This is a genomic window from Selenomonas bovis DSM 23594, assembly GCF_000381005.1.
GTDB classification, from domain to species: Bacteria; Bacillota; Negativicutes; order Selenomonadales; family Selenomonadaceae; genus Selenomonas_C; species Selenomonas_C bovis.
Genome location: NZ_KB908413.1, coordinates 1 through 16,112 on the forward strand (window position 1 = coordinate 1; position 16,112 = coordinate 16,112).

Sequence of the window (16,112 nt, forward strand, 5' to 3'; positions counted from 1 at the left end):
CATTTCAGGACGCGTTCTGAGGCAAAGTCTGCAATTTTCGAGTATATCTGGATTTTCTACAATCGCCAGCGAATCCATTCGGCTAATGGCTACCGTACACCAGAGGCATACTACAATGAACACCGAGTCGCCTAGAACATCTTCTCAAGGAGATTAGCCGTTATCTAGTCGCTACAGTTGCAACCCATAAGGATCCGGAAAGGTATGTAAAACCAAGCAATTTTAAGATTTAAAGAGCTTCCTTTCGTTTAAAGATTCTAATCGTCGGGGGACAGGCCAATGCGCCTATCCTCGCGCATCTGTTCGACCTGTTTCATGGCCTTCATGTCTCCCGGCGGATAGATCGCAAAAGTCGCGCCGCCGTGATGATTGACAACGGAAAACGCAGGAATATCGCTTGGCCCGTCTGCAATATAGGCCATGTTGATAAAGTGCACCCGGCGGTTCTCTTCCGGGAGAGACGTGTTGACGGATACGCCCGGCGTCTTGCCGACACCCTTATTGATCTCAAACAGGGCCCGCGTCTTGGTGGTGTTGTCAATCGTGTAACCCACCTCGTCTATCACGCGTTCGCCGTCTTCCTTCCTCTTCTCGATGAACTCGCAGCCCCATATGCCATCAACGTAATCAGCGACACGTGAGCCGCGAATGATTTCTGTCAGGCCAGTGCTGACGATATAGTGTTCCACCTTGATATCGTATTCCTGATAAATATCATTCTGCTCAATCAGATTCTTCGTGCGCTGGAAGATGTCCGGGACGCCAGGATAGAATTTCATGCGTTTGCCATAATCCCGAAGGCGCTCATTGTTCAGCCCCTTAATCTTCCCTGCCCGCACGTAATTGATCAGGTGGTTCATGTACACAGTATCAGGATTCACCTTGACATTCTGCTCTTCCAGATATTTCTTCGGCAGGTCATTGACCTCTCCCCAAAACTGATGCTCATCGATGCCATTATCTTCAAAGATCGGTGTCTCCATGTAACCATCAATCAAGGTTTTGTCAAAATCCCAAACCACAGCAATGATATTGGCCATTCACCGCTCACCCCCTTTCAGCTCTGCCATCATCCGCTCCGCCCGCTCCGGATCGTGCTTCAGCACGCGGGCGAAGTCCTTGATGATTTCCCATTCGCTGTCCGATGCTCTCAGCGTCCGGCCTTTCCTCAAGGTTCCCTCCGGCGACGTCCGTTTTCTTCCAGCGCCTTCACGCGCGCCACCGCGCCCGTCTTTCTTTACGCCGTCATTCATCTGCATCACCTACCATCTTCCAGATGAGGTAACCGCCGATGACGATTCCACTGACGACTGTAAGCCATGTCACAGGTTCGCCGATAGACGTGACCGCCCACAGGAAGGCGATCCCCCAGTAGCTTTTACTTACACGCTTGATTCTTTCGCTCATGTCATTTACATATGTGGGCAGGGATCGCGCCCGCGCATGAGGTCGATGTAGGTCATGTGCCGCTCACTCCGGCAGCGCCGCCCGACGCAGTACATGTCCGCCCGCGTGCACAGCTGATCCTCGTTGTACTTGCATTTGTCATTGTCGCAATGTATCACCGTCACTACCCCGCCTCCTCTCCGTTCCTCTTCTCTGTGTACACGAAAGCCCCGACGCGAAATAGTGCCGGGGCTTTCGTAGAGGCTGTTCTCAATGAAACCATGATGGATATTGCCAGCGGGCATCTCTTTCTGACCGCTCTGCTGACACTATCATTATACCACGGAAAAACGGAAAAAACGGCCAAAAAGCGGCCAAAAAACGGCCAAAAAGCGGCCAACCTCCTATTTTTACTTGAGAAACATCACCTTCTCCTTCGTCCGGATGCCAAAGATGAGCAGGGCGATTTTCTGTGTTACATCATGAACCCGACGCCGGCAGGTCCGTTCGCTTGCGTGGATGCGCGTTGCCATGACCGCATAGCCCAGGCGCTGGAAGTAAAACATCTCGACGATCGTCATCTCTTCGCCTTCCAGCGCTGCGAGAGCGAAGCCTATACGCTGCACTTGCATCTTTAATCGCTCTAATTCCTGTTCAAGGGCTGCGAGTCTGTCTTCGTCATAGATGCGGGTCTCTGCTGCCTGCTCGACGCTGTTGAGCCCTGCACCACCACCTCCTCCGGGAACATCATCATATCTCACCGTCTTGATGGTCTGACCTGCAAGCCCTCTCCGCAGGTCGCAAACCGCCTGTGTGATGGCCTTAACGGCTGCCTTGTAGGTCTCATACTCACGCAAGTAGTCTTTTGTGAGCTTCAGATAGTCGTTATGTGAAAACATATTCTCCCTCCCTCAGTCGTTGTTATGGTCGAAGTACCCGCGCATCCTGTTCTTGCAGTTGACAAGCTGGACAGCGTCTACGATGAGATCAGGACAAGCAGCCGCGAGGAACGTCGCAACACAAGTCATGAGATCGACGGCTTCTTCTGCGAGATGCGCGCGATGTTTCCCTGTAGACATTGTCTGATAAAGACAAAATGCCTTCTGGAACTCCTCATACTCGCTTGCGACATGCTCGGCTTGTGCTGCGAGGTCAATGTTTCCGTTGTCGTCCATGCAAGGCATGACAGGTTTGATACCCGCAAACAAGTTCGCTCTACTCATAGTCTTTCCCCTCCGAATTCTTTGATTCTCGCCTTCACGGCCTCCATCATGCTGTCCTGCCCCCGTCGCTTGTCCACGAGGGAACGCATGACATCCTCATCGATAGTTCCCTGCGCGACGAGGTGGTGAATGATGACTGTGTGTGTCTGCCCGCTCCGATGCAGACGCTTGTTCGCCTGCTCATAGAGCTCGAGGCTCCAGGGGAGCGAGTACCAAACGATGATGCTTCCTCCATGCTGCAGATTCAGCCCGTGCCCGGCTGACGCTGGATGCACAAAGAGGAGCGGTATCTTTCCCGCATTCCAGTCACGGATGTCCTGCGAACCATCAAGTGTCCTTGCCTGCGGAAATTCCGCCTTCAGGCGGTCAAGCTCGTGGCGGAACCAGTAGAAGACCATGACCGGCTTCCCGGCGTTTGCGTCGATGACATCCTGCAGGGCATCCAACTTGGCCCTGTGAATCTTCCGAGTCTTCCCATCTGCATCGTAGATCGCCCCGGAGGTGAACTGCAGGAGCTTATTCGACAGGACTGCCGCGGATGATGCCGCGATTTCCTCGTCAGCCAGAGAGAGGATCTGTTCCCGCTCAAACTTTTTATAAGCTCTCATCTTCGCCTCGCTCAGTCTCACCTTGACAACGTTCGGGAGCACGGGCGGCAGATCGATGTAGTCCTTTGCCTTCATGCTGACACAGATGTCGCCGATTGCGTTGGAAATCTCTTTACGGGCTCCCTTCTTCTCGTTCCAGGTATAGGTGACATAGCCCGCCCCGGCTCCCGGTGTGAACCATCTGCGCCGATACTCGCCAATGGTATGGCCGAGACGTTTTCCGAGGTCGAGGAGATAAATCTGACTCCAGAGATCCATCATGCCGTTCGGTGCTGGCGTGCCGGTCAGCTCTACAATGCGATGCATCAAAGGGCGCACACGACGCAGCTCCTTAAAGCGCCGCGCCTTCGGAGACTTGAACGAAGAGCTCTCATCAATGACGACCATATCGAACGGCCAGCGCCTGCCGTAGTACTGGACGAGCCAGGGGATATTTTCGCGGTTGATCGTATAGATGTCAGCCCGCTGCCGGAGAGCCGCCCTGCGCTGCCCCTCTGTCCCGAGACACGACACGATAGAGAGGTCCGACAAGCCTTCCCACTCCTGCGCTTCGTCCTGCCAGGTAGACGCTGCCACCCGCAGCGGTGCGATGACCAGCACGCGCTTGACGTCGTAGCTGTCATACATGAGACTACGGATGGCGAACAAGGTGATGGCGGTCTTCCCCATTCCCATATCCAGGAAAAGCGCACAGGCCGGATGCTCCTCTATGAAGCGGATCGCGTAGCGCTGATACCCTCGCGGGACAAACTCCTTCACGATTTCCCCTCCCATTCCTGCATCATGTGCTCGATCTGTCGTGCGCAAGCCTCGACTTCTTCTGTCGTTGAAACGACAAAGCAGGGGAACCCCAGTTCCCGCAGACGATGAATTGCGTGCATCTGCAGCGGCCGAGGCTTCCCTCCTGGCCGTTTCAGCTCTATAAAGACGGTACGACCGCCAGGACATAAGACGATCCTGTCCGGTACGCCACTTTTCCCCGGTGACACGAACTTCAACGCTGCGCAACCCAGTTTCGCGACTGCCTGACACATCTTGCGCTCAATTTGTCTCTCCTGCATGGCGTCAACTCCTCTCTTGTTGGTAAAAAATGTCGGATTTCGGATTTTCAAACTCCGAAAAATCATAAAGTCCGACATAAGAATCCGACATCCATGAGCCCAGTAATATCAAGGGTTCAAGGGCTCTATGTCGTACTTATATCTATAAAATACGCGTAAAAAGTTTTATGTAGTATATAGGTAATACCCCTATATAGAGATACCCACCTATATACCCGTATATGTGTGAGGGTGATTTTTCGACGAAAACTCCGACATTTTTCCGTGAACCCTTGATATATAAGGTCTCAGCGTGTCGGATTCTTATGTCGGATTCTTATGTCGGATCCTCATTCATACCTTCTTCTTTTTTCACCCATGCCGCTTGTTTACCATAGGTCTTTCCAAAATAAAGTTCTTGTTTTCTAGTATGGTGCCTCTCCCACCCTTCCAGTTGGTCAAGTGCCGCCCGGATTTCCTTCCGGTCGTATGAATTCAGCCGCCGGACGTCACCTCCCAACATCTCGCACCATACCTCGAGGATGCAGATGCGTGTCCGCTTGAAGCTCCGACCCATCTCGATTTCAAAACCGTCTCCCCGCAGATAGTCGCGGCGGGTGTCGAGGTCGAGCTTGTACCAGTTTTCCGGCAGCTCCCTTTCCAGGAACTCCTCGATCATGCCGACATAAGGATTCTCCTCCGTGTGCTCCCTCTGCACCTCACGCGCCTGGCGCTCCATCTCTTCACCAATCCATACCTTTTCACCTTTCTCCCAAGCGTCCACGGCCTCCGCCCAGACCTGGCGGATCTCTTCGTCGACATCTTCTGCCCACAGACTCTTCTTCGCCTTCTTCAGCCCGCACTTTACCGGCCAAAACCGGCGGTTGCCAGTGTGGTCGCGCAGGAACGTCGCCTCGTTCGTCGTGCCAATGAAGACACACTGACGAGGGAACTCGGAAAGACGCTTGCCGTAAGCGACGCGGTAGGTGTCTACCTGCTTGCTGATGAACTGCTTGATCGGCTCGATATCACTCTTCTTCAGGGCGGCGAGCTCGCCCATCTCGATGAGCCAGCAGCCCCTCAGCTGCTCATACGCCTCCTTCCCCTGCACTGTTGTGAGGGAGTCGCTGAACCACTTGCCGCCGAGCAGCTTGAGGATGTAGCTCTTGCCAATGCCCTGCCGTCCCTCGAGGACGACCATGTTGTCGAACTTGAGCCCCGGCTTCTCGACACGACCGACAGCGGCGATGAGCATCTTCCTCGTGACCGTCCGTGTGTAGGCTGTGTCCTCTGCCCCCAGATAGTCGATAAATAGCGTGTCCATGCGCTTCACACCGTCCCACTTGAGACTATGCAGGAACTCGCGCACCCGGTGGAAACTGCGCCGGTTCGCAGCGTTCAGCGTCTCGTCCTCGATCTTCTGTCTACTGTCGATACCGTAGTAGGTCTCAAGCAGATACCGCAGCTCACTGTCGTCGCCATCGTTCCAGTACGGATCCTTCTCGTTCTCTGTGCGCCATGCCGGGGGCTTGATGATGGCGATGCGCTGCGAGAAGGCGTCCCAGCCGAACGTGCCTGCAATTCGCTTGTCGTTCTGCAGGATGACGCGGATATTCGCGCGTGTCGAGAGAATCTTGCCGGTCTTCTCGCTGACCTTGAGCTTGCCCGCCCAGCTGAAATCCTGCTCCTCTACATCCTCCTCATCACCCAGATCATGGAATTCGGTCTGCACCTCCTCCATCTTCTCCTTCATCATGGAAGCCCTGACGTGCTCATCCTTCGTGACAAGCTCCATCATCTTCTGATAGCTCGGCAGCTTCGATATGTCTTGCGTCGTCTTGCCTTCATCGAGATCGCCGAACTTGTGGATGCGCACGAGGTCGAACGCGTTGCAGAGCTTCATCGTCGCAGGGTCGGTCGCGTGATGAGAGAACAGCCACTTGTCTCCGTAGACGATGGCACCGCCCGCGCTGGAGCCGGGCTTGTAGGTGTAGCGGTCTTCATGCCCCTCGAACGGCTCATAAACCTCCGGCAGAAACTTCTCGATGGCCTCGCCGATGTTGTACGCCCTGCAGAACGCTCCGATGAGACCATGTTTCTCCAGCGGATCCTCCTGCTTCTTCATGGCGCGGCTTACGAGCTCTCCCTGTCTGCTTGAGACGGGCCACTCCGTCTGGTCTTCCCAGTCATCATACGCCGCGAGCACCTTGTCAGGATCAAGCCAGGGCCCGTCCTGCCACTCGAAGAAGAACTCCCCGTCGCGCGACGTCGACGGCCAGTACATCAAGCGATGCGGCTGATACGTTGTGTCGTCAAAGAGGTCGATGCCGATGCCCTCGGCAATCTTCCGGCTGACCGCCTGGTATTCATCCGGCGTCACAGGGCGCTTCAGCGGCACGACAAGCCGCAGGCGTGGCTTCTCCTGCGTGTGCTTATGCGTCGAGTAGACGCAGCAGGCGTAGTCGCCGAACAGGAACTCCAGCGAGTCCCAGAAATCCGCACCCGCGAAATCCGCATCGAGCGTCACGAGCTGGCGCTTGCCGCAGGTCGCGGCTGTGCGCCGCCCGTTCTCGAGCTCGCCGCCGACAAAACCACCGACGTCCTTCACCTCGTCCTGTGACGCCTTGTTCATGCGGGCGAATTCCTTCTGTGTCTCGCTCGTGCGTTTTGTCTCGGAGAGCCGTTTGACAAGCGCGCTCCATGCGACGCGCTTCTCCTTCCATACCTTCGTCCGCCGACGGCTTCCCGTCGATATCGTCAGAAGCCCGTCGTGCTCGAAGCATATGCGACGGGTCTTCTTCTCTTCTTCGTTCATGCTGTCACCTTCTCAGGATTTTCACCAATTACCATGGGCAGTCGCAGCTCACGGACATCATGTGTCGCAATCTCGATACCCGCGGCCCTGCACCAGTCGATGACCGCACCGTTTGCCCTGGCATCCTTCGAGACTGGACGATTGAACTTGAGCTTTGCCTGTATGAGGCAGCCGTTCGCCACCTCGAGGCAGGCAAGCAGTTTCCCGCTGTCATCCGTCATGAACACGACGTTGCACCTATTCTGCAGGATGCGTTTGCCATAGCCTCCCACACAGTTGTGCAGTTCCTCGCCTGCCGCTCTCAGTTCGCGTGTATGCGCCGGTAAGTAAAAACGCATACAATCATTTGTGATTTGCATCTGAAGGCGCCTACGGACGCTCTCAGGCGGTTTGAGCGGGTATCCCTTTTCATCAAGCTCCTTCTTTTTCCATGTCAGCCAGTCATGCAGATCCCTCAGCCTCACCTTCGCAGCCTCTTGATGAATCTCTGTAGGCATGCTGGTCAGCATATACCTGATGTCGCGGAAATCGACTATCTTCCCCGCCTTCGCCTGCTGTCCGGCCTCCAGAAGACGTAGCACCTTGCTTTCTGTCCAGCCTGCTTTGAGCAGCATGTCCGCATAGTCGTAAATTACCTGACCTTCATGTGTAGGCTTTGCATTGTAGTACCCGTACTCCAACCGACGGCCCGCACCGTTTGTCGCAAACTGGTAGAGCCTGCGAGCATGGTTCTCATCGTGCATGAGCTCATAGGCCTTCTTCAGCATCACCGCGTTGAAAATGTCATCTACGAGCACCCGGCGCACGCTCGGGAGGTCTGGCAGCTTGAAGAGCTTGATGACAGCCTCCGTCGTGTTCCTCGCCCGGCGAAAGGCTCCGAAGTCGGCGTACTTCTTTTTGTCGTCTTTTGTGATGGCATAGCTCCTTGCAAAGCCATCGGCCTCGTAGGCCCCCTCCCGCAGTTCGCGCGGCAGGTTCTTCGCGTCCGGGCAGATCAGGCGGTAGGCGAGATTCAGGAGCGGGAAGAGCAACACTCCCTGACTCATCCCGCAGGATACAAAGAGACTGCCGATGTCATAGCCGTGAAGCTTCTTCCACTTGCGCCGGATGCCATCACGCAGCACCCGCAGGACTGTCGTGACCTCCGACCGGACGCCTGCGTGTGGCCGCGTGCTGTTCGTGTATTCGTTGCGCTCCTTAAACGCGAGGTTGTCACTATTGAGCGCCCGCAGGGCTGTCACTTCGTAGATTCTCAGATCGAACGGCGCACCGAGCTCGAACTGCACCGGCTTGTAGGTGCGCCGGTTGCTCGCATAGCTGATTGCGTAAGTCGTCCGGCGGCGCTTCACATCAAAGCGGAACACCTCGGAACGGTTCTCATGGTAGAAGCCGTTATCCGTGGTCATTCGGGTCACTTTTTCCCTGGCCTCGAGAATGAATCCCTCCCGGATTTCCCTCACGATGAGTGTCACTTCACGGGGAATGCATTCGCTCGTCCGGGTCATCCCTGCCGGGCGGAACAGGTAAACCTCAGAAAAGTTGGCCGTGCTAAAGAAATGCGCACCGCAATGCGGACAAGTGAAATAGCTGTCGTCGCAGATTGCGGGACCATAGAAACCGCCCTTCCTGTACGGATGTTCAATCGTGAACTCAGCGTCGCATTTCATGCAGTGGTAGTGGATCGTGCGTACGGTTTTTGACTCCCCGGTCTCTGTCGAAGAGGTGCTCCTCCCATCTTCAATCACCCGCCCGCAGACGGAGTAAAAGCGCTTGAGTGTTGCCTGTGCTAGGATGTCCATTTGCTACCCCTCACTCCAAAAAGCTCAGATCATCAGTGGTTTCGGTTTTGTCCGCCGCTTTCTTCGTCTCGGTCTTCTTCGGCTGTTCCGCCGGCTTTTTCGGCTTGTCTTTTTCCTGATTCTCTGCAAGCTTCGTGAGCGCGTTGACGAGTTTCCCTGCGGTATCACAGGCGAGCAGCATATCCTCCGTGTACTCCTTGAGGTGCTGGATCTCTGCATCGCTTGCAACTCCCTTGAGCTTCGCTTCCTCAAAGTCTGCTACAAGGTTGACCAGGGAACGGCACATCCTCATCTGCATGTCCATCCCACGCGTAATTTTTTCAAGATTCTTTACATCCATCATGTCAAATTCAGCCTGCCTTTCAGTCTAAAAAATCCAGATCGTCTTTTTTCTCATCTGCCACCTGTAAATCATCCTTTTCGATGAAATCAACAAGCTTTCTCGTAAGTTCGGAGTTGGTGTCGTTGATCTTGATAGAAGTGATCGTCACCCGCATCTCCTCTGTACGGAGCTCCATACGTCCGAGAAGACTTTTCGTGTACTGCTGCATCAAGGGAGATTTTTTCTCGAACACCCAATCAACGGATTCAGCCTCTGTATCTTTGATGAAGCTCAGTGCGGCCAGGATATACCGGGCGTTCACGAACACCTTGAAATGCTCGCCGTCATCCGGTAGGTCTGACAACATCTCGACCTTCACCGGGGCATGGCAACCTGTCATGATGAAATAGAGAAAGAGGTCTGTGCCCCGTCGGTCAAGACAAATGATGTGTATCTGATACGCAGCCTTGGCCCCTTTCTCTTTCGTCATCTGCAGGACGAATTTCAGCAGACGGATCCAGTCGGAAAGATGTTCCAGTGTCTTCTTCTGCAATGTGATTTTTGCTTTGTCTCCGTCTTCCTTGAGCACGACTTTCTTCCAGTCCGGGTACTGTGCAGGAAGCTCTACCTTCGTACCATCTGTCGTCTCAAAGTGAGGCTCCGATTTATATTTGACCGCACAAAGAACATGCGTGTTCGTCGCGATCCCGTACTCCCCGTCAAACCAGATATGTTGGAATACCGGTCTGGAAGCGTCAGCAAGCACGAAGTCCTTCATGTGCTTGTAGAATATTGTTGGTTCCACTTCGGTCAATCCTTTCTGTAATATTCTGTCTCATACCCGTCAGCACGCAGAAGCAACCCCGGCGCCCAGTCGATTGGCTGCCCCATGATGCTTGTGGCTTCCTCGAGGCTGCCTTTTTCATAGGGCATCTCGAGAATGACCTCATCATGAACGTGCATGACGATCTTGTAGCCCGCCTTGTCAAGTCGAAGCATACTTTCTGCGAGGCAATCCCTTGCAGTAGCCTGCACGATGTTTTCGACGAGCTTTCCACCCCAGGTGTAACATCTGCCCCAGCTGCCGACCGGTGTTACTCCCTCATAGGTGAGATTGTCCTTCCTGTAACTGCCGGGCTCACGCTGAACAGAGGGCTTCAGGTAGGCAATGGCCCGCCCGCTTGGCAGCTCGATGAAGAGAAGCCCGGATCTCGTGTAAAATGACAGACCATGATGCCACTTGATGCGGGTATGCTTGTTCTTGATGGCGAGCCGAGCGCAGCGTTCGACTTCTCCCCACATCCTGACGATGTGCGGGCTCGACGCGCGCCATTTCTTGATGATTTCTCCCATGTGTTCCTCTGAGAGCCCCATCTTATCAGCACCGAAAGCCTTGAGAGCTGAGATACCGCCACCATAGCCACAGGCCAATTCTGCAATTTTCCCCTTCTGCCTGAGCTCACCGTTGACGCCATGCTTCACGACCGGGACGCCGAACATCTGTGATGCTGACGCGCAATAGATGTCCTCCCCATTCGCAAAGGCTTTCTGACGCCAGGCTTCGTCTGCGTACCAGGCGATGACGCGAGCCTCGATGGCTGAGAAGTCGGCGACGATGAAGCGCTTGCCCTCACCTGCGACGAACGCTGTGCGGATGAGCTGACTGAGAACGTCGGACGGATTGTCGTAGAACATCTCCAGCGCATCGAGGCTGCCCTCCCGGGCGAAGCTGCGTGCGGTATCAAGATCCTCGAGGTGATTCTGCGGGAGGTTGTGCAGCTGAACGAGCCTGCCTGCCCAGCGGCCTGTCCTGGCCGCCCCGTAGAACTGGAGCATCCCGTGCACACGGCCGTCCCTGCACATCGCGTTTCTCATAGCGATGTACTTCCTGACCGAGGTCTTTGCAAGTAAGTCCTTCAGCTCCAGCACCCTGCGCGTTGTCTTTGAGATAGTGTTCCCTGCCAAAAGCTCCGCCCGCGCCCTCTTGTCAAGCGTTCCGGGCCTATGCCCTTCCTGCCCCTCGAACCAGGCAATCAGCTGATCACGGCTGTTCGGATTGGGTAGGCAGGTGAGTCTCTGCGCTTCCCCCAGAGCTCTTGTCTTGATTTTCTCGTCAAGGGCGATGGCATTGTCTACGAGCTGCGTATCGATGAGTACACCTGCGTCGTTGATTTTCTGGTCAAGGCACCAGAGCGCCCGCTCGCGCTGGATTGGGAAGAACCTCTCAATGCGCTTGCGGATAGCTCTCTCCGCCTCGACATCCTGGCCGTTGTAGGTCTTGAAGAGCTCCCACTTCTTGGGATCATCCTGCGGCAGATTCCGCGTGCGCCCGCCGTTTGCCTTGGTTGGTTTGCACGGCTTGCAGAAATATTGGATGAGCCGCTTGCCTGTTGCGAGCTTCTTCTTATCCTCTGCAAGGTTCAGCACCTCGCCGACTGCTGCCAGGCTCCCGGGCAGCCCCAGCGTGTAGCTCTGCACCATCGTGCAGAACCATTCCGCCGGGTCAAGGCGTCGCCCCAGATGATGCCCGAGGACATGCATCTCAAAAGCGGCATTGAATGCCGTTTTGAGTACATCAGGGTTTTCGAGGTCATGAAGCACCTTCGCGGGGATTGCTTCCCCTTGCGTGAGGTCTATTACCTCGACCGGCTCGTCGTCATAAGCGTATGCGAAGAGCAGGATCTCACTATTCTCTGCGTACTTGTAAAGCCCGCCCTTGCGAATGTCTACCTCGCTATATGTCTCGAGGTCAATACTCAAAATATGTTTATCCATCATGAAAGCATAGCGTCAAGATGACGCCCCTCCTCATCCCGGAGAAACTTCTCCATGTCGATTTTCTGGATCCCCCAGGCCTTGGCCATCGGGGATGCCCGCTTGGTGCGGATCACCTGCGCGATGGCGACGTGTTCGACGTCTGCGCAAGCGGCATCCCCGGTGCCCAGGTCTCCGGTAGGTACCGCCACCGGATCCCCACGCACGAGGTCAAGGTCTGTCAGGTAATCGTAGCTTTTGCCCCGATAGCCTCGGAAGATTACGCTGACAACCATTTTGTTCTCCTTTCTCAGCCGAAAATATCGTCGTCCGCTTCATCATCGTCCGGCAGCGCCTCGAAGTCATCTTCCGCGCTCGGCCCGCCTGCGAAGCGCTCGCCGTCCTTGACCTTCTGGATGTTGTTGAGCCCTGCGGCGATGCCACGGTTCGGGCCGACATTGAACGCGTAGAAATTGACGGAAACATTGCAGTAGCAGCCGCTGTAAATCTCCTCCGGATCTGTGATTGGCTGCACCTTGCGGTCGACGATCTGTGGACGCGTCCTGCTGGTGGCATTGATGAACATCATGCCCTCGTAAGACGGGTCTTCCATGCCCTCCTCATCTGCATCGCGAAGCGGCTGCTTGAGGTTCTTCGGGATGCCGCCGCCGGCCTTCGCAAGCTTGCTTTTGCCCTCCTCGATGGCGGCTTTGATGGCCGTCTTGATCTTCTCGATGGTCTTCGTGTCCGTCTTCGGGATGAGCAGCGTCATGCTGTACTTCTCCGGCGTGTTGGCGTCAAACGAGTACGGCTTGATGACGTGCATGTAGGAACCACGGCAGGGAATGACGACCTGTGTTGCAGAGTGCTTTTTCATAGTTGTTTCTTCCTTTCTCAATCAGGGATAACATCAAAATCATTGGCAGCGGAGTTGAAAACCGGGCGCGGATCTCTGTCCGGGACAAGTGCCGGCTTGCCTGGCGGCTTCACGATGACATCGTCCAGGAGCTTCGCGAGTTTCTTCTTACCGACGAGCTTTTCGAGCTTCGAGATGGTGAGAAGTTCTGTCTTGAGGATGTCAGCTTTCTTGTAGCCGGCTTCCTCGAGCAAGGCTTCCGCCTTTACGGCGTCCTCGATCCTGCGCACGCTCCGCCCTGCGACGAGCTTATACCCGGGGAATACGCGGCCGTTATCCACGGCTTCTTCCTGTGCGTAGGCCTTCACCCTGTTCGCCCAGGCGGTCAACGTCTCAATGCGTGAGAGTACATCTGCGACTTCTTTGTCAGACAGGAGCTTCGGATCAGCGTCTACATCGTAGTCCGCAGCGAGCTGCAGATTGTGCTCCTTCAGTGCCCTGCAGCGGGGGGACGCCCGGCAGAACCGGCAGTGATCGCCTGGACTCAGCTCACCCTCGCCCTTGTATGCCTGCGTGGCGATGGGCTTGATGGTCTCTCCCCAGGACAGGAGCTCCTTCGTCGTAATGGTCTCCGACTTCTCGCCGCCGTTGCGCGGCTGGAAAATGGTCATCTGTACGCAATCGATGTCGTAGAGCCAGCCGTAGGTGCTATATGCACCGAGCGCGTAGAGCCGCATCTGCGGATTGTTTTTCGCCGCGACGCTGACGGTTGCACCGTACTTGAAGTCTATGACTTCCATGACGCCATCCGCGATGATGATAGCATCCCCGCGTCCGAAGCCATACGGCACCCATGAAGAGAAATCCAGCTTTTCCTCATGAAGAAGGATGGCGTTCTTATCGGCCTTGAGTGCCTGCTGATACTTTGCATCCAGGAGGTCAACATACGCCTCAACGTTCTCTTCCATGTCCAGGCTGTAGAAATCCCCGTACTCTGTCGTACCGGCTTTGAGGCGGCTGATCCGAGGATTAACCGGCAATCCCTGCCGCCTGGAAAGATACAGATCGGCAAGCTCATGAGCGAACGTGCCCTCCTTCGCCGACTCCCCCGAGCGGTCAGGGAACTTTGCTTCAAGTTGGGCAGACGGTGTGCACACGAGCCAGCGATGCGCGTTGCTTCCCCCTAGCAGGGCATGCGCACTCATTTCAGCGCCTCGACTTCCTTGTAGAACACCGGGATGTCTTCTTTCTTGATTTCATGGAGCTTCTTGATGCCAAACTTGATCATGAGCTCCTTGAGCTTCGGTACGATCTCTTTGTTCGCCTTGGCGCGCTGCTTGCACAGGTCCTGCAGCTCCTCGAGGGTGATTGCCTTCTCGGCGGGTTCTTCCGGCTCTTCCTCCGGGTCCTTGCTCTCGGGTTCTTCCGGCTCTTCCCTGGAATCCTTTGTCGGCTCTCCTGCTTCTTCGGGTTCAGACTTCACTGGTGCCGCCTTGTGCTCCTCTGCCGGTTCTTCAGGCTCCGGCTCGTCCTTGTGCTCCTCTGCCGGCTTCTCGGCCTCCTCAATCTTCGGCTTTCCCTGCTTCTTAGATGCCTTCTTCGGTGCCGACTTCTTCGTCTCGGTGCTCTTCCCTTCGTTTACGGGTTCAATGGCTTTCTCCTCGGACTCGATGCCCTTTTCTTCGTGTCCGGTCAGGCACGATGCGTACTGTTCGCGCATCTCGTTTTCTTCTTTGATGCGTCCGTCCGCGATGCTCTTTGCCACCTGCGCGAAGGCTGCCATATGCTCCGCCGATGCATGCGCGATGTCGTAAACGTCCAGTTCCACAGTGATTCTCATGATTCATTACCTCCATTGAAAAATGTGATGGGATATGCTATATTGAAAAGAGCTAAGATGTCCATCAAGTTTGATGGTTGACCGTCTAGGTAATGAAACCCTGGACGGTCTTTTTTGCTCTCATCAATCCTCATGGTGCCGCCTCTCGATGAGGATGAGCTCCAGGCGGCACCGCCTTTTCCCGTCCTTCGATGGTTCGTTGACGCGGCGGTGGTATGCTGCCGTGAGCATGTGCCGCACGGTGTTTCGTTTGATATGCCGGGCACGGGCGATCTCGTCGAGCGTCCCGTCCATGATGTTTTCTTCACCCTTGTAGAGGGCGTAGATGTTTTCATTCCGGCAGGCTCTTCCCCCTGCGTTCATATTGTATTCCTCCCTTTTCCCTGCTATAATGCAGGGGATCACTTTGTGTTTCTTTTTATCATTGCCGCCCGGAAGGCGGCTTTTTTCTTTGCCCGCTCTTTGGCCTCCGCCGCCTCCCGCGCCGGATTGCGCGGCACGCGAAAACGCGGCTCCCGGAGCGCGTAGATTCCCTTCGCACCGCCGTTCGGCGCAAGAATACTCTTGTCGACCGGGCCAAGGAGCTTGTCGAGCTCGTCGAGTTCTTCTTTTGTTGCTTGCCGCACGTGGCACTTCCCCGGCGCGACGGTGCCCGCGTGGTTTGTGACCACGATGAGGCGCGAGGGGTCGACGTTTGCTGTGTAATATTTCGTCATGGCCGCACCGCCCCGATCTGCATCGCCGCCAGGCCGAGCAGGCCGATGGTCACGAGCACGCGCCCGACGATCTCCCAGCCGTAGGGCGTCAGCAACGGCAGGCCATATTTCTTGATCCGCTCCATCCTTTTCCCTCCTACATCGTGATTTCCAGATCGCACTCACCCTTGAGCGCCTTGATGATGCCCTTCTCACCAAGCAACTTAACGTTCATCGCGTCGGCCAGCGCATTCATCTCATCCATCAACCGCATGAGCCGCTTATTGCCAAAGCCGAACTTATCATGCAGCACCCAAAGCACCATGAGCAGGCGCGTATTTACGGCTTTCTCCGCGGCGTCGCGAGCGCCTTTCCGGTACATCTCCTGCGCGAAGTACTCCACATCGCCCAGCGTCCGCAGTACCGGCGTGTGGCGCTGGATGTTGCGCAGAGCCTCTGGCATTGGTTTCCGTCCCATCTACTCAACTCCTTCCAACAACAAGCACTCCAGCACACCCTCGAGCATGTCGCGCCACTCGTTGACAGTCTGCGGAGTAGCACAGCGCTTCAGCTCCATATCCGCCATGACATCCCGAACTTTGAGCACTGCACGCTTCCGCGCCCAGTCACTCTTTTCCAGGGCGTGGAGTAGTTCCAGGAACATCCGCGCCTGCGCCTGTCTTTCTGTCATGCGCCGCTCAAAGCGCCGCTCGCGCTTCGTCTTGTGCTCCATCGCTTTCATCACTTGAACACCTCTTTCGCGAATGCGTACCC

The 16,112-nt window shown here is 55.6% G+C and carries 22 protein-coding genes; 1 reads left to right on the top strand and 21 read right to left on the bottom strand.

Annotated elements, in window-relative coordinates:
- Window positions 1–135 (top strand): IS3 family transposase (locus tag F599_RS15245; RefSeq protein ID WP_156021996.1); only part of this gene is annotated, 135 nt, incomplete at its 5' end.
- 122 nt (window positions 136–257) lie between these two features.
- Here the strand turns inward: F599_RS15245 and F599_RS0111510 are convergent.
- The 21 genes from F599_RS0111510 to F599_RS0111620 form a co-directional block, all read right to left on the bottom strand.
- Window positions 258–1,040 carry an HAD family hydrolase gene (locus tag F599_RS0111510; protein ID WP_019543667.1) on the bottom strand — a complete coding sequence of 261 codons (783 nt, stop codon included), beginning with the start codon at window positions 1,038–1,040 and terminating at the stop codon, window positions 258–260.
- Complete coding sequence (locus F599_RS0111515) at window positions 1,041–1,259, bottom strand: hypothetical protein (protein ID WP_019543668.1); 219 nt, start codon at window positions 1,257–1,259, stop codon at window positions 1,041–1,043.
- Between the two features lie 153 nt (window positions 1,260–1,412).
- Window positions 1,413–1,571, bottom strand: a complete 159-nt coding sequence (locus tag F599_RS15775) for a hypothetical protein (RefSeq protein ID WP_019543669.1) — start codon at window positions 1,569–1,571, stop codon at window positions 1,413–1,415.
- 225 nt (window positions 1,572–1,796) lie between these two features.
- Window positions 1,797–2,285 (bottom strand): sigma factor-like helix-turn-helix DNA-binding protein, encoded by a 489-nt coding sequence (locus tag F599_RS0111530; protein ID WP_019543671.1) that lies wholly within the window; start codon window positions 2,283–2,285, stop codon window positions 1,797–1,799.
- 12 nt (window positions 2,286–2,297) lie between these two features.
- Complete coding sequence (locus F599_RS0111535; RefSeq protein ID WP_019543672.1) at window positions 2,298–2,609, bottom strand: hypothetical protein; 312 nt, start codon at window positions 2,607–2,609, stop codon at window positions 2,298–2,300.
- Window positions 2,606–3,976 carry an SNF2-related protein gene (locus tag F599_RS0111540; RefSeq protein ID WP_019543673.1) on the bottom strand — a complete coding sequence of 457 codons (1,371 nt, stop codon included), beginning with the start codon at window positions 3,974–3,976 and terminating at the stop codon, window positions 2,606–2,608. The genes F599_RS0111535 and F599_RS0111540 overlap by 4 nt, the downstream gene beginning before the upstream one ends.
- A complete protein-coding gene (locus F599_RS0111545; RefSeq protein ID WP_019543674.1) occupies window positions 3,973–4,278 on the bottom strand; it encodes a VRR-NUC domain-containing protein in 306 nt (101 codons plus the stop codon). The genes F599_RS0111540 and F599_RS0111545 overlap by 4 nt, the downstream gene beginning before the upstream one ends.
- 316 nt (window positions 4,279–4,594) lie before the next feature.
- A complete protein-coding gene (locus tag F599_RS14315) occupies window positions 4,595–7,072 on the bottom strand; it encodes a virulence-associated E family protein (RefSeq protein WP_019543675.1) in 2,478 nt (825 codons plus the stop codon).
- A complete protein-coding gene (locus F599_RS0111560) occupies window positions 7,069–8,478 on the bottom strand; it encodes a PcfJ domain-containing protein (RefSeq protein WP_019543676.1) in 1,410 nt (469 codons plus the stop codon). The genes F599_RS14315 and F599_RS0111560 overlap by 4 nt, the downstream gene beginning before the upstream one ends.
- Before the next feature lie 403 nt (window positions 8,479–8,881).
- Window positions 8,882–9,169, bottom strand: a complete 288-nt coding sequence (locus F599_RS0111565; RefSeq protein WP_156022022.1) for a hypothetical protein — start codon at window positions 9,167–9,169, stop codon at window positions 8,882–8,884.
- A gap of 64 nt (window positions 9,170–9,233) precedes the next feature.
- Window positions 9,234–10,007, bottom strand: a complete 774-nt coding sequence (locus tag F599_RS0111570; protein WP_019543678.1) for a hypothetical protein — start codon at window positions 10,005–10,007, stop codon at window positions 9,234–9,236.
- Window positions 10,004–11,971: a DNA polymerase gene (locus F599_RS0111575; protein ID WP_019543679.1), complete on the bottom strand. Its 1,968-nt coding sequence runs from the start codon at window positions 11,969–11,971 to the stop codon at window positions 10,004–10,006. Before F599_RS0111575 ends, F599_RS0111570 begins: the two co-directional genes overlap by 4 nt.
- Window positions 11,968–12,243, bottom strand: coding sequence for a hypothetical protein (locus F599_RS0111580; RefSeq protein WP_019543680.1), 276 nt, complete (start codon window positions 12,241–12,243; stop codon window positions 11,968–11,970). Before F599_RS0111580 ends, F599_RS0111575 begins: the two co-directional genes overlap by 4 nt.
- Window positions 12,244–12,257: 14 nt before the next feature.
- Window positions 12,258–12,824: a DUF2815 family protein gene (locus F599_RS0111585; protein WP_019543681.1), complete on the bottom strand. Its 567-nt coding sequence runs from the start codon at window positions 12,822–12,824 to the stop codon at window positions 12,258–12,260.
- A gap of 17 nt (window positions 12,825–12,841) precedes the next feature.
- Window positions 12,842–14,008, bottom strand: a complete 1,167-nt coding sequence (locus tag F599_RS0111590; RefSeq protein WP_020700587.1) for a DUF2800 domain-containing protein — start codon at window positions 14,006–14,008, stop codon at window positions 12,842–12,844.
- On the bottom strand, window positions 14,005–14,643 hold the full coding sequence (locus F599_RS14935; RefSeq protein ID WP_051081696.1) for a hypothetical protein: 639 nt from the start codon (window positions 14,641–14,643) through the stop codon (window positions 14,005–14,007). Before F599_RS14935 ends, F599_RS0111590 begins: the two co-directional genes overlap by 4 nt.
- Window positions 14,644–14,766: 123 nt before the next feature.
- Window positions 14,767–15,006 carry a hypothetical protein gene (locus F599_RS14325; RefSeq protein WP_019543683.1) on the bottom strand — a complete coding sequence of 80 codons (240 nt, stop codon included), beginning with the start codon at window positions 15,004–15,006 and terminating at the stop codon, window positions 14,767–14,769.
- A 38-nt stretch (window positions 15,007–15,044) separates the two neighbouring features.
- Window positions 15,045–15,359: a hypothetical protein gene (locus tag F599_RS0111605; protein WP_019543684.1), complete on the bottom strand. Its 315-nt coding sequence runs from the start codon at window positions 15,357–15,359 to the stop codon at window positions 15,045–15,047.
- The gene (locus tag F599_RS16200; RefSeq protein ID WP_019543685.1) at window positions 15,356–15,484 is read right to left on the bottom strand and encodes a hypothetical protein; all 129 of its coding nucleotides are present in this window, start codon (window positions 15,482–15,484) and stop codon (window positions 15,356–15,358) included. The genes F599_RS0111605 and F599_RS16200 overlap by 4 nt, the downstream gene beginning before the upstream one ends.
- An 11-nt stretch (window positions 15,485–15,495) precedes the next feature.
- Window positions 15,496–15,816 (bottom strand): hypothetical protein, encoded by a 321-nt coding sequence (locus tag F599_RS0111615; protein WP_019543686.1) that lies wholly within the window; start codon window positions 15,814–15,816, stop codon window positions 15,496–15,498.
- On the bottom strand, window positions 15,817–16,112 hold a 296-nt coding region (locus tag F599_RS0111620; RefSeq protein WP_244869349.1), incomplete at its 5' end, for a hypothetical protein.